The organism is Streptomyces sp. NBC_01431 (assembly GCF_036231355.1).
Lineage (GTDB): Bacteria > Actinomycetota > Actinomycetes > Streptomycetales > Streptomycetaceae > Streptomyces.
Genome location: NZ_CP109496.1, coordinates 359,933 through 373,215 on the forward strand (window position 1 = coordinate 359,933; position 13,283 = coordinate 373,215).

General features: G+C 69.6%; 10 protein-coding genes. 5 read left to right on the top strand and 5 right to left on the bottom strand.

Annotated features, from left to right (window positions below; translation table 11 throughout):
* The first annotated feature begins 25 nt into the window (after nt 1-25).
* From OG522_RS01870 to OG522_RS01880, 3 genes are all read left to right on the top strand, one after another.
* Nucleotides 26-229 (top strand): hypothetical protein, encoded by a 204-nt coding sequence (locus OG522_RS01870; protein WP_329461139.1) that lies wholly within the window; start codon nt 26-28, stop codon nt 227-229.
* A 250-nt stretch (nt 230-479) separates the two neighbouring features.
* On the top strand, nt 480-863 hold the full coding sequence (locus OG522_RS01875; RefSeq protein ID WP_329461140.1) for a beta/gamma crystallin domain-containing protein: 384 nt from the start codon (nt 480-482) through the stop codon (nt 861-863).
* Nucleotides 864-1,241: 378 nt separating this feature from the next.
* Nucleotides 1,242-2,168, top strand: coding sequence for a helix-turn-helix domain-containing protein (locus OG522_RS01880; protein ID WP_329461141.1), 927 nt, complete (start codon nt 1,242-1,244; stop codon nt 2,166-2,168).
* Nucleotides 2,169-2,615: 447 nt separating this feature from the next.
* Here the strand turns inward: OG522_RS01880 and OG522_RS01885 are convergent, their stop codons facing one another.
* The 3 genes from OG522_RS01885 to OG522_RS01895 all read right to left on the bottom strand — a co-directional run bounded on the left by OG522_RS01885 (nt 2,616) and on the right by OG522_RS01895 (nt 6,414).
* Nucleotides 2,616-4,178, bottom strand: coding sequence for an FAD-dependent monooxygenase (locus tag OG522_RS01885; protein ID WP_329461142.1), 1,563 nt, complete (start codon nt 4,176-4,178; stop codon nt 2,616-2,618).
* A 175-nt stretch (nt 4,179-4,353) separates the two neighbouring features.
* The gene (locus OG522_RS01890; protein WP_329461143.1) at nt 4,354-4,890 is read right to left on the bottom strand and encodes a TerD family protein; all 537 of its coding nucleotides are present in this window, start codon (nt 4,888-4,890) and stop codon (nt 4,354-4,356) included.
* 120 nt (nt 4,891-5,010) lie between these two features.
* Nucleotides 5,011-6,414: an amino acid permease gene (locus OG522_RS01895; protein WP_329461144.1), complete on the bottom strand. Its 1,404-nt coding sequence runs from the start codon at nt 6,412-6,414 to the stop codon at nt 5,011-5,013.
* 284 nt (nt 6,415-6,698) lie between these two features.
* Between OG522_RS01895 and OG522_RS01900 the strand changes: the two genes are divergently transcribed.
* Nucleotides 6,699-8,639 carry a galactose oxidase early set domain-containing protein gene (locus tag OG522_RS01900; protein ID WP_329461145.1) on the top strand — a complete coding sequence of 647 codons (1,941 nt, stop codon included), beginning with the start codon at nt 6,699-6,701 and terminating at the stop codon, nt 8,637-8,639.
* A 23-nt stretch (nt 8,640-8,662) separates the two neighbouring features.
* Here the strand turns inward: OG522_RS01900 and OG522_RS01905 are convergent, their stop codons facing one another.
* Both OG522_RS01905 and OG522_RS01915 read right to left on the bottom strand, forming a co-directional pair.
* Nucleotides 8,663-9,190 carry a MarR family winged helix-turn-helix transcriptional regulator gene (locus OG522_RS01905; protein ID WP_329461146.1) on the bottom strand — a complete coding sequence of 176 codons (528 nt, stop codon included), beginning with the start codon at nt 9,188-9,190 and terminating at the stop codon, nt 8,663-8,665.
* Between the two features lie 252 nt (nt 9,191-9,442).
* The gene (locus OG522_RS01915) at nt 9,443-11,233 is read right to left on the bottom strand and encodes a chloride channel protein (protein WP_329461147.1); all 1,791 of its coding nucleotides are present in this window, start codon (nt 11,231-11,233) and stop codon (nt 9,443-9,445) included.
* 1,105 nt (nt 11,234-12,338) lie between these two features.
* Here OG522_RS01915 and OG522_RS01920 point away from each other — a divergent pair.
* Nucleotides 12,339-12,695, top strand: coding sequence for a hypothetical protein (locus tag OG522_RS01920; protein WP_329461148.1), 357 nt, complete (start codon nt 12,339-12,341; stop codon nt 12,693-12,695).
* Nucleotides 12,696-13,283 lie beyond the last annotated feature (588 nt).

Sequence of the window (13,283 nt, forward strand, 5' to 3'; positions counted from 1 at the left end):
AGGGGTGCGCCGCTGGTAGCGCTCGGTGAGCCCCTCGACCTGCTCGACGAACGCCGCCCTCGGACCCCGGTCGTTCTCGCAGTACAACGGGCTCACCGACAGCTCGATCGCCATCCCCCGCCCGCCGACCGCGCGCTCCGCGGTGCGCCGCTTGTACCGGCTGTGCTCATGCACGCAGACCGTGCCGCAGACCGGACACGCCTGCGGCCCGCCCGCGTTCGCGCAGTAACGCACAACAAATCTCCCTCGACCTCGACGGCCACCACGTCGACTGCCGCGAGACAAGGCATCAGCACACTTACATCGACGTCACACAGTCACAGCGTCCACCCGGCTTCGGCAACCTGCCGGGACCCAACGTCCCGACGCTACGAAAATCTCGCCAGAGCCATATAGAGAACGCATAGAGCTTCCGGCTTCAATCGGTCGTGGTCGCCCATTCCGGAGCAGTTGACCCGACTAGTCAAAGGAGATGGAAGATGAGCAGCGCGACGAAGAGGGTTGCATCACTGGCCATGGCAGTCGCCGGCGGAGTCCTACTCGCGGTTGTGCCAGCAGCCGCACACGCCAGCACCAACATCAGCCTCCGCCCCGCTAATGCCAATAGATGCTCGAATGGCGCTGTGGACATTCACCGCTACGACGGTACCGACGAGTGCTTCCCCAGCCTCACGGGGTCTCACGATATGTACACGACTAACGTGGAGTGGGTCAACAGCGGCAACAACTGGATAGCTTTTACGTGGGCGAACGGCCAATGCGTTGGTGAGTCCGCACCTTTCTACGCACCGGGGATGCCGCCCGGGTCGACGTGGACTGCCGGCGGGCCATTCTGCATCGGCAGGCTCGATATCAACACGTGACTGAGACCGCCCCGCGCTGAGCTCCGGGCATCAGAGATCCAGCTGCCCAATGACACAGAGGACGGCTGTTCGCGTCGGGCTGTGAAGCCCCGGCTCCGGTTCGTGGGCCGGGGATGATGAGCATGGACGCGAGTCAACCAGCTCGGCGCGACTGCACTTCGTTCAGCGGAGTCTGGAGACCCTTCAGGGCCCGCCGCGCCGCTGAGGTCTCGTTCCTGCAATCACTCTTGGAGAGGCCCTTCAGATCGGCCGCGAAGGCGCCTTCCAGCCTTGTGTATCCGCGGCGACACGGGCCCGAATTCGCTCGGGTCGCCGCCCAGTTCGGAATCAATCAAACTCGCAGCAGGACGTGCCGTTGCATGTCGCCGGTGGGAAAGCTTGCCCGTCCATACACGTCCACCGGAAAAACTCGCCAAGGCGCTTCACCAGGTCGCCCACAGCCTCGGAGTCGATCGCAAGACGGTGCACCGGCAACTCCCGCGTTCCGGCGCGACCTTCTCGTCCGTACTCAACGCCATCCGCGTTCGGCTCTCCCAGCAGCACCTCGGCAACCAGCGCCGTTCGCTCACCCAGGTCGCGGAACTGCTCGGCTTCTCCGCACCCAGCGCATTCTCCCGCTGGTTCCGCGAAGAGTTCGGCACCAGCCCCACGACGTGGCGCGCGGCCCGACGCGACGAGTCCACCAGACCCGCGTCTGCCGCAGCCGTGAACGCTCGACGTCACGGCGTCTCAGATACCCGTTCCAGCGTGCGCCCCACCCCCGCCCGGATCCTGCGCCGGCGAGTGACGCAACTCGACGCGGCAGGCGATCTGACCGCCGACGTGGGCGCCCCGCTGCGCCATTTCACCCCCGTCATGACGCGACGGACCGAGCCCGAACTGACGGCCCTGGCGGGCGGTCCGGCCGTCCTCGCCCCCTCCGAAGCGGAGGAGACGGACGAGATCGCCGACAGCTGCCTGCCGTTGGGCACGCTCGCCCGCAGCGAGGCCAGTCTCGTCCGGGGCCCTCTCGACCGGACCCGCCAGTACTGGATCAGCACCAGCACGACCTGGTGCCACACCGGCGACCCGCCCTGGACCAGGAGCGGTTCACCGCGCCCGGCGGGCACCCCGGCCTACCCAGTAGGAAGCCATTCCCCCCGGGGCTCTACACGTCCACGACTCGGCGTGACAGTCCGGGCATGTGGCGGACATACCTCGACCTCGGATCGAGTCTCCACCCCCGGCCCTGGCAGACGTGGCGAAAAGAAGTACTCTCGCCCCGCTGGCGGCAGGACACTCAGCATGCCATCAAGCTATGTCTGAGGGCTCGACGTGTCTCTCTTGCCCAACAGGCACCGGGCCCGGCCGCCATGGCGGCCTTCCGCGGAACTGCCCTCCCCTGACGGGGCTGGCAAAGATCACCTGCACCGTCAAAGGCCCCGCCGAGCTCGAACCCCGCCCGTATCGAGGAGTACTTCCTGACCGCAGTCGAGGAGTCGGCCCTCGGTGAACTGCCCGTCCTGCCTGCCGAGTTCGACGTTGCCCAAGGCAGCGGGTGGGAGGAGCGGACGTGTGACCTCGGCGTGCACCTCTGCTCGCGCCGTCGCCGGAGACACTCCAGGCACATCTCCCTCGACTTGGATGGCGCCGATCGCGATACGAGCCCGCCATGCTGGGCCAGGGCTGGTGCGGGCGGCCGCCACACCTGGTGGGTGTGGCGGCCGTAGGTGGGATCGGCTCGGGATTCGCGTCAGTCAGCGGAGCGGCGGATCAGCCCGGCGTCACCACACCCTCCGGCACTCCGAACCACTCCTCCAACGCCTCCGTCAGCCCGGCCGTCGACGTCGGCGCCTGCGTCCCCGCGTCGGCTGCCCAGGCCGTGAAGCCGTCCGGACGGACGAGGACCGCCGCCAGTTTCGGGCGCGACGGGCAGCCGGCCGTCAGGGTGTCGACGCGGCCGGCATACCCCGCGGCGAGGGCCCGCAGCTCCGGGTCGTCGGTGAGGTCGAGCAGGAGCGCCCGGCCGCCGTGGAGGTGGTCCGCGAGGCGGCTGCCGTCGGTGAGTTCGAGGTCCGGGGTGCTGCGGCCGGTCAGCGGGTGCTCCCCCGGCAGCTCGTACCGCACCGCGGCGCCGTTGAGCCGCGCGACGAGGTACGTGGTGCCCGTTACCGTCTCCGCCAGGTCGCCGACGATCTCGCGCAGGGCCCGGGACTGCGGGTCCGGGCGCATGGCCGCGACCTGGGACCGGGTCCAGTCCAGGACCCACGCGCCGACCGGGTGGCGCTCGGCGGTGTACGTGTCCAGCAGCCCTTCCGGCGACCGGCCGGCAATCACCGCGGCGAGCTTCCAGCCGAGGTTCATCGCGTCCCCGATCCCCAGGCTCAGCCCCTGGCTGCCGAACGCGGAGTGCACGTGCGCCGCGTCGCCCGCCAGCAGCACCCGGCCCTTGCGGTAGTCGGTGACCTGGCGGGCGTGGTCGGTGAAGCGGGTCGCGGTCCGCACTTCGGTGATCGTGACGTCCACGCCGGAGACGCGGCGCAGGCGCGCTTGCAGGTCCTCGGTGGTGACCGGTGCGTCCCGTTCGGCCGGCGGGCCGTCGAACTCCACGGTGACGATGCGGCCCGGCATCGGCCCGTGGGCGTACACCCCGGTGTCCGTGGTGGTCCAGCCGACTGTCAGGTCCTCGGCGCCGGTCATCTCCACGACCGCCTGGTGACAGGTGATCTCCGGGTCCGTACCGGGAAATTCGAACCCCGCGAGTTTGCGGACCTTGCTGCGGCCGCCGTCGCAGCCCACGAGCCAGCCGGCGCGTATGGCCCCGTGGCTGGTCCGCACCGTGACGGCGCCGTCGTCCGCGTCGAAGCCGGTCAGCTCCACTCCCCGGCGCACGTCGACGCCGAGTTCGTCCGCACGCCCGCCGAGCAGCCGCTCGATGTCCTGCTGCGCCACGAAAGCGATCTCACCGGCGGGTCCGGTGTCGCCGAGGCCCGGCTCCATACGATCGACCAGGTCGGCGCGCAGCATGATTCCGGCGAAGTGCCCGACGATCCCGAGCCCTTGGGCCGCGTCCCCGCCTCCGTCCCCGCCGTTCTGGTCGCGGATGAATGCCTGGAAGCGGTCGATCGTCTGCCGCTGCACCTCGGCAAGCGCGGGCAGCATGCCTCGGCGGTAGAGCGCCTCGGCGCTGGGCGTGGTGATCGCCCCGCCCTTGATCGTCGGGTTCACTTCGGTGAGGCGCTCCAGGACGGCCACCCGCGCGCCTCCGAGCCGGAGCTCGCAGGCCAGCATCAGTCCGACCGGGCCGCCTCCGGCCACCACTACGTCATAGTCCATGGCGCCGACTATGACCGAGGGCCGAAGAAGCCAAAAAAGCGTCGCGGTGTCAAGGGACCGGCCCCGATTGGAGAATGGGGCCGGCTCGACCGCTTGGCACCGTGTGGTGTCTACCGCCTCGCCAGCTCCCGAGCCATCAAAGACCCCGTCTCATCTGCCCGCCGCACGCGTGGCGTCAGGTCTGCCGTGCGCCGCCCATCCGCGCGATGAAGGTGACAGGGTCGCTGTCGAACCCCCGCACCATCGCGTGGAACTCCCACTCGCCCGAGCCGCTGTCCCTGGTGAGTTCCGCGACGGTCGCCGCGGTGGCCCCCGCGACCTGGGCGAAGTCATCCGCCAGTAGTTCGGTGTATTTCTCGATGACCACGACTCCCGCGTTGGTCAGGTCACCGAACACCCGCGGGCCACCGTCCTGGTGGATGACCACGCCGACCACCACCCTGGCGAACGAAGGCGCCAGCCGGTCCAGTTCCAGCACCATGGCCTCGACGAAGCCGAGACCGAGACCCGTCCGGCTGTGCCGGATCATGCTGATCGTTCCGTCCGGTGACCGGCTGTCGTAGTGGACGACATGCACCGGCCGACCGTACGGATCGTCCCCGCCATAGGTCGCGGCGACAATGTCGAGGTGGCGGGGCGGCTGTCCCAACGGGCTGGGATCCCAGCGGAGTTTCACCTCCACCTTGTCACGCACCTTGCCGTTTATGCCCATGCCGATCGTCTCCCCCGTCGAAACCAGCCGGAGCCTCCCGCTCCATCTCCTCAAGTATGGCCGCTGACCAGCGAGTTGACGCTCCCTTAACTGTCTTCACCGCTGCGCATGGCCGCTGCGTCAGCTCGTGGACGCCTCCGCCCGGCTCTCGACGTCCTCGATCCCGGTGGGTCGCCCGGCTCGTACCCAGCGTGCGTACAGGCCGCCGGCGATCAGGAGCGTGCCCACCAGCGACAGCATCGGCCAGCCGCGCAGCAGGTTCACCGCGAGCGTGAAGGCGACAGCCGTCGCGGCAAGGGCGTTGCACCAGGCCAGCGCGGTCTTCTGCTCGGTGCGGGCGAAGCTGGTCATGGCCAGCAGGCCGACCAGGAAGCTGACGAAGACGGCCACGGCGTAGAAGAGGACCAGTTCCTGTTCCTGGCCGGCCGCGGCGACGATGATCAGCGCGGCGGCGGCGAGGTAGACGACCACCGACCAGTACGGAGTGTGGTGCTTGTTCGTGCGCCCCAGGTACGAGGGCAGCACCCCGGGCGCCTTGGGCGTTCCGGCCAGCGCCTTGAGCAGCCCCGGCCCGGCCTGGAAGGACGAGCTGGCCGCGGCGAGCAGGAGCAGCGAGCTGGTCAGCTGGAAGGCTCCGTACAGCCAGCCGGGTCCGGTGGCGGCGTGCGCGATGTCGGCGATCTGGGTGGAGTCGGCACCCGGGATGCCGATGCGCAGGTGCACGGACAGGGCGGTCAGCGCGAGGGTGAGGCCGCCGACGATGACGACCAGCAGGGCCAGGGTTCCCCGGCCGAAGCGGCGGCGGTCGGCGTCGCCGAGCTGGCCGAGCTGGGCGATGGCCGTGGAGGGGGCCTCCACACCCGTGGCCAGGGCCATCGCGACGGGGAATGCCAGGACGACGGCGAGCATGGCCGGCCGCCCCGGGTCGGTGTTGGTCACGGCGTTCCCCCTCTCGTGCGGGGAGAGGAAACCGAGCACAAGAACAGCGACGGAGACCGCGACGAACAGCACGGTCATCATGGCGAACAACAGCCGCCCGCCATGCCCGAACCAGGTGAGTCCCGCGACCACGACCAGCAAACCCAGCGCCAACGGAACCCGCACGGAGCCCAGTTCGGGGAACAGGGCGATCATCGCACTGGCCGCCGCCGAGATGGAAATGCCGATGGTCAGGACGAAGTCCACCACCAGTGCGCCGATGGGCAGAAACGTCCAGCGCGGCCCGAAGGCCCGCCCGGCCGCGGCCGCAGCGCCGCCGCCCCGGGGGAATCGACCCACCAGCTGCCAGTAGTTGGCGGTGACCATCACGACCAGGCCCACCACGAGCGCCATGGTCGGCAGGAGCAGCACGAGGTCACCCCGCAGGGCGCGCAGAGCCGCCTCGATGGCGTATGCGACGGAGGAGACGGGGTCGGCGATCACGGCGAAGGCGAACGCGAAGAACAGCACCGAACGGCGCGGAACCCGGCTCGCACGAGGAGTGGCCGCGCGGGAAGCAGGGCGGTCCCGCCTGGGAAGAATCATGTTCCGCTGCCTTTCGGGCGAATTCCTCACGCGTCGCCACGCGCACGAGCACGACATTCGCCGACCAGGCTTCCCGGCACACCAGCCAAGAGCGTACGTCAGAGTTTCGACAGCAACGCGTTAACAGCGTGTCAAGGCTCCGGTGCGCCGTGCCAGAGCATGCCCACTGCGCCCTCCGGGCCATTTTGCACTGTGCAAAGCAGAGTGTCTCCCCAGGCTGGACCACTGCCTGCGGTACCTGTCGATGCAGTCGGCACCCGGCCGGTCCCTCCCGGAGGTCTTCCATGCCCCTGCGCCCGAGCCGCCTCAAGGCCCGTCTCGCCTCCCCCCGGATGTGGCTCGGGGCCGGGGCGGCGCTCGTGCTGGCCGCCGCGAACGCACCCGCCGTGCTCGGCTTCGCCACGCAGCAGTACCACGCGTACGAGATCGAGACCGACGGCTACAAGGCGGCGCGGGGTCACTGGGACGTCGTGGCCATGCCCGCCGCGTACCAGCTCAACTCCATCCACGCCGTGCTGCTGCGGACGGGAAAGGTGCTGCTGATCGCGGGGTCCGGGAACAACATCAAGCACTTCGAGGGCGGCACGTTCAGCTCCACGCTGTGGGACCCGGTCAAGAACACCTTCAAGAAGATCGACACTCCGAAGGACATGTTCTGTGCCGGGCACGCCCAGCTCCCGGACGGAAAGGTGCTGATCGCGGGCGGCACCGCCCGCTACGAGGTGCTGGAAGGGAACGTGAAGCGGGCCGGCGGGACGATGCTGGTCAAGAACGAGGACCCGGACCAGGACCGCACCTTCCCCAAGGGCACGGTCTTCCGGTCCACCTCGGGACACACCTATCGCTCCCAACTCCCCGTCCACGTCCCGGCCGCGCACAAGACCATCGACCCCGCCACCAGGAGGGCGACCGTCAGCGCCAACGAGGCACGCGTCTACGTCGAGGCCGACCAGGAGGGCCCCCAGGGCATCACCAACACCACCGAGCAGTACGAGATCCAGGGCCTGGCCGGCGAGGACGGCGACAACTTCTACGGCATCGCCAACAAGCTCGGCCTGGACAAGAAGGACTTCCAGGGGATCAAGGACGCCTACGAGTTCGACCCGGCGACCGAGAAGTACACCCGCGTCGACCCCATGAGCGAGGCCCGCTGGTACCCCACGCTGCTCACCCTCAGCGACGGCAAGGTACTGGCCACCTCCGGGCTCGACGACGTCGGCCAGGTCGTGCCCGGCAAGAACGAGATCTACGATCCGGCCCGGCGCACCTGGTCCAAGGCGCCCACGCGCTACTTCCCCACCTATCCGTCCCTGTTCCTGATGAACGGCGGCAAGGTCTTCTACTCCGGATCCAACTCCGGTTACGGGCCCGCCGACAAGGGGCGGGTGCCCGGTGTCTGGGACCTGGGTGCCAACACGTTCACCGCTGTTCCCGGGCTCAAGGACGCGGACACGCTGGAGACTTCGGGCTCTGTGCTGCTACCGCCCGCCCAGGACCAGAAGGTCATGGTCTTCGGCGGCGGAGGCGTCGGCGAATCGAAGAAGGCGACGGCGCGCACCGCGATCGTGGACCTCAAAGCGGCCCGGCCCGCATATGTTCCCGGCCCGGACCTGGCGCACAAGACGCGCTATCTCAACCCGGTCCTGATGCCGGACGACACCGTCTTCACCACGGGCGGCTCCGGCGACTACCGCGGACGCGGGCAGAGCGACATCCTCGCCGCACAGTTCTACGACCCGAAGACCAACACCTTCCGCGCGGCCGCCGATCCCACGGTCGCCCGCGACTACCACACCGAGGCTCTGCTGCTGCCGGACGGCCGGGTCGCGGTCTTCGGCTCGGACCCGCTCTACGGTGACGAGAACAACACCAAGCCGGGCACCTTCGAGCAGCGCGTCGAGGTCTACACCCCGCCCTCCCTCTACCGCGACCACCGGCCCGCCCTCGGCGCCGGGCCCCGCTCGGTACGGCGGGGCGAGAGCGTCACTTTTCACACCGCGGACGCGGCCCGGATCAGGACGGCCCGGCTGATCCACCCGGGATCGGCCACCCACGTCACCGACTTCGATCAGCGCTCGGTCGCCCTCGACGTCAGCCGCACCGGCGACACCGTCACGCTCACCGTCCCGAAGGACCCGGCTCTCGTACCGGCCGGCTGGCACATGATCTTCGTGACCGACGAACACGGCACCCCGTCACAGGCCACCTGGATGGAGATCGGCTAGCCGGGCACGGGTCGGCGGCCGGCTCAGGTGGTGCGGCGGGCCTGGGTGTCGGACCAGCCCAGCGGGTAGAGCGAGACCTCGTCGGGGGCCACGGGTTCACCACCCGCCTCGGCGAACGCCGTCAACGCGTCGACCAAGGCGGCCCGCTGGCCGGGAGCGAGCCGTTCCACCACACCGGCGATCTCCTGGCGCCGTCGCGCGGTGACGTCCTCCACCAGGCGGCGGCCGTCGTCGGTCAGGCGCAGCAACGTCTCGCGGCGGTTGTCGGGGTTGACCTGGCGGTCCGCGAGCCCGGCGACGATGAGGCGGTCCATCATGCGCATCGCGGTCGAGGGGTTCACGCCCAGCAACTCGGCCAGGACGACCAGTTTGGCCGTTCCGTGGGTGGACAGCACGACGAGCAGCCGGAACTGCGGCAGCGTCACCCGGTCCTCGACCGCCGCAAGCGATCGGGCGGAGACGGCCACCAGGACGCGTGAGGCGGTCAGCACCGCACGGGTCACGCCGTCGACGTCTCCCAGGACGGATGCGGGGTGCTCATGCTCGGTCATACCTCTTTCTACCGTGCCGTGCCGCACCTTCAGCCGCCCGGTGCCTGATGTGCGGTGGCGCGCAGTAGTGACAACCCGCTCAACCCCACAGGGCCGGCCCCGCTCCCGATTGGGCGGCGTCACACGCCGACCCTGCTGCCGGTCCACCTCTACCGGCTCGGCCTCGGGCCGCTGTTCGGTCGGCGACTGCTCCTTCTGATTCATACGGGCCGCGTCTCCGGAGGAATCGGGCCCGGCTCCACCCGACGTGCGTCAGGCCGGAACGGGGTGAAGGGCGCGCAGCGCGCTCTGGTGGGTGAGCCAGCCCACCAGGCGGTCCTGGTCCAGGACCGGTAGGCCGGTGCCGGGCTCGGCGACCAGGGCGTGCAGGGCCTTGGCCAGCGGGGCGTCGACCGCGAGCGGGGCCGGCACTTCGGCGAGCTCGCCGACCGTTACAGGGGGCGCCGTCGGGTCCGGTTCCTCGGCCAGCGACTCGGCGACGGCCCGCGCGGTGATCGTGCCCAGATAGCGGCCTTCCTTGTCCGCGACCGGCAGGACGCCATGGCGGGACAGGGACAAGAGCACCGCGGCGGCGGGCAGTTCGGTGGCGGCCGCGATGACCTCGGGCGCCTGCTCCATGACCTCTTCGACCCGCTGCGTACCGAGCGCCTTGCCCGCGGCCGGCCCCTCCAGGTCGATGCCGCGCCGGCGCAGCTTGAGGGTGTAGATGGTGTCGCGGGAGAGCAGCTTGCTGGTCAGGGTGGCGGTGACGATGGCGAGCATGAGCGGCAGGATGATCGAGTACTCGCCGGTCAGCTCGAACAGGATGACCACGGCGGTGATCGGCGCCCGGGAGGAGCCCGCGAACACCGCGCCCATGCCGACCAAGGCGTACGCGCCGACCGCACCTGACGTTCCCGGCATGAGGGTATGCAGACCCGCGCCGTAGGCCGCGCCCAGCATCGCGCCCATGAACAGGCTGGGCGCGAACACGCCGCCCGAGCCGCCGATGCCGATGGTGAGGCTGGTGGCCAGGATCTTCCCGACCAGGAGCAGCAGCAGGAAGGCCGCCGCGTACTTGCCCTCGGCCGCGTTCTCCAGGACCGGGTAGCCGACTCCGTACATCTCGGGCAGTACCAGGAGCACCACGCCGAGGAGCAGTCCGCCGGCGGCGGGGCGCAGCCATTCGGGGCCGCGCCAGGCCCAGTCGCACGCGTCCTCGATCCAGTACAGGATCCGGGTGAAGCCGATACCGACACCGCCCGCGACCACACCGAGAAGCGCGAACAGGCCGTACTGGGCGACGTGTTCGACGTGGAAGGCCGGCAGGTTGAGGAAGGCGACGTCGCCGAAGGCGGCCCGCCCGATCACGCTGGCCGCGACGCTGGACAGGACGACCGCGCCGAAGGACTCGATGGCGAAGTCGCGCAGGATCAACTCCATCGCGAAGAAGACTCCGGCCAGCGGCGCGTTGAAGGTGGCCGCGATGCCGCCCGCCGCGCCGCAGGCGACCAGGAGCTTCATGCGGCCCTCGGTCACCTTGGTGATCCGGCCCAGGGTCGATCCGAGCGCGGAACCGATCTGCACGATCGGCCCCTCGCGGCCCACCGAGCCGCCCGAGCCGATGGTCAGGGCCGAGGCGAGCGCCTTGACGACGGAGACCTGGGGGTTGATGCGCCCGCCGCGCTGGGCGACCGCGAGCATCACCTCTGGCACTCCGTGCCCGCGCGCCTCCTTGGCGAACCGGTCCACCAGCGGGCCGTACAGCAGCCCGCCGATCACGGGCGCGAGAAGCACGAAGTACGGACCGAGCCACGGGACGTGCGGGTTGGCAGCGTTCCCGGCCGCGGCATAGTCACCGTGGCCGGACAACAGCCCCGTGAACGTCTTGATCAGCCAGCGGAAGGCGATCGAGCCGAGCCCCGCCCCCACCCCGATCGCCAGGGCGAGCGCCGCAAGGCCCCACTGAGTCTCGCGGGCCCCGAACCGGGCCCGCTCGCGCCACGAAGCCCGTATGGCCTCCGGCGCGGCGGCCACGGCGGCCCTCGTCATCGTCTCGTTCATCAGCCTTTTCCCCTTACTCGCGCCATTTTGCATTATGCAAAGCTTGTCAAGTGCGGCGATGACGGGACAAGGAGGAAGGGACGATCGCCGAGGGCCACGAACGACCTGAGCGGCGACGGGAGCGACGGCTACCAAGCGGGCAGACAAGGGCCCCGACCCCGCTTGCCGCCCCTGTAGCCGCGCACGCCAGCAAACCCTCGCCGAACACCCTCCCACCGCCTAACCCCGCGCCCTCCCACCAACCTGGACCACTGGCAGGGGTTTGGGCGTGCCCCAACGGGAGACCCACATCACCGGAGTGCCCCATGGGGGTGCTGGGGCACGACGAGTCGGCCGCGCTGATCCTCCTCACAGCGCGGCCGACTGGCCGGGGACTGCGGCTGGGCGGCCGGTCAGGATGCGGCCAGACGCTCAGAGAGTGCTGCTGCGACCCCTCCCCCCGGCACCACACCGACCAGGGGCTCCTCCCGCACTCCTGGGTGCCGGGCCGAGGGAAGTGCGCCCGAGGGGGCGGAGGGGAGTCGGCTCCCCCGGGCGCACGCAGCCGCCTCCCGGCAAACCCGGCGGCATCCTCCGCCGCTCACGGCCATCCACCGCCATCCGCGGACGACACCGTCTGCGTCTCAGGACAATCCCCGGCGCCCCTCCTGCGGCCATGAAAGAGCTACCCCCGCAGAAAGAGCCACCGCCCAAGAGCACTCCGTGCTGCCCCGGTCTGCTCCCCCAGCCCCGCCCACGACACCAACCGGACGCCACAACTCACCCTCAGGAGCACCGTTCATCGGTAAGGCCACACACATAGCCGTGCGGCATCTTCGGGTACGACTCGACGTCCCCAGGTTCTGGACGCTGGTCCGGACCTGGAGGCCGACCCGAGCAGGACAGCCGGTATTGGCGTCCGCACTCGAAACAAGAGGCCCCGGCAGATCAAAGACGAACAGGACAGCCGACTCATGAGACGTGCGAAGGATCGATACGCCAGTTCCCGTGCGGGTGACATGGCGCATCAGGGAGCTGTCGTCAGGGGATGGCCCAGAGGAACAGCAACGCGCCAGGGTGCGGCTCCCCAGTGGAGCCGCCGACTTCTCAGACAGAAAGAGGTTTCATGCGCCTTCGCCACACCGCTGCCGCCGCACTCGGCGCGCTCACTCTCCTCCTGACGCAGTCCGGGTCGGCGAGCGCCGCCACCGGTGACTTCTCCTACGAGTTCGTCGGGCTCCACGGCCATCCACAGTCGGTCACCCTCCACGACCCCGCAAGTCCCGGCTGCGTGGTGCTCCCTGAAGTAGCGGACCCGGGCTCTTCCGAGCCTGCTTTCGCCCCGCACAACGACACGGACGAGTGGGTGATGGTGTTCACCGAGCCCAACTGCACCGGCGACTCCTGGACGCTGCGCCCGCACGGGAACCCCACCACAGCCCGCCTCAAACTGCGCTCGGTGTTCCTGACGGGCCGGCACTGAACTGCCGCGTCATCATCCTGGCTTCCAACCGTCGTCCACGGTGAAAGCCCGTTGATGATCCTGCGGCGGCTGCCCCAACAGCCGCCGTGGCTCACGGACTTCAAGTACCTGCTTGTGAGCCTTGCACCCTGAGCACACGTATGCCAGGCGGGCGGCCGGGAGCTGCCGTGACGGATCGCCACGCGTCGAACAAGGCTGCTCGCACGGAAGTTGTCGGCCATCGTCGGGGATCGCCCTGCTGCACCACTGGTACGTGCCATGCTGCACCCGCCCCGGGGCAGGCGACCGGCCCTCTGCCGACGTGACGGAACACCGCGCCCCGGAGCCCCGCGCCATAGGGGCAGCCGTGTCTCTGCCTGGCCTGGTGAGCTTTCCATCGCGAGCGGTTTGACCCAGCAATGAAGAAGACTCTGCCCGCCGCGGGCTCCCCCGCGCGACAGCAGTGATCAATTCCCCTGGACGGTGACCCGGAGATGCGACTTCGGCAACCGCGACCCGAAGGGGGAGACGGTGTTTCTTAGGTCGTTTCATGAGTTGTCGCAAGCGGCTAAATGTCTGAAACGACCTCATGCAACGGCGCGTGACCCT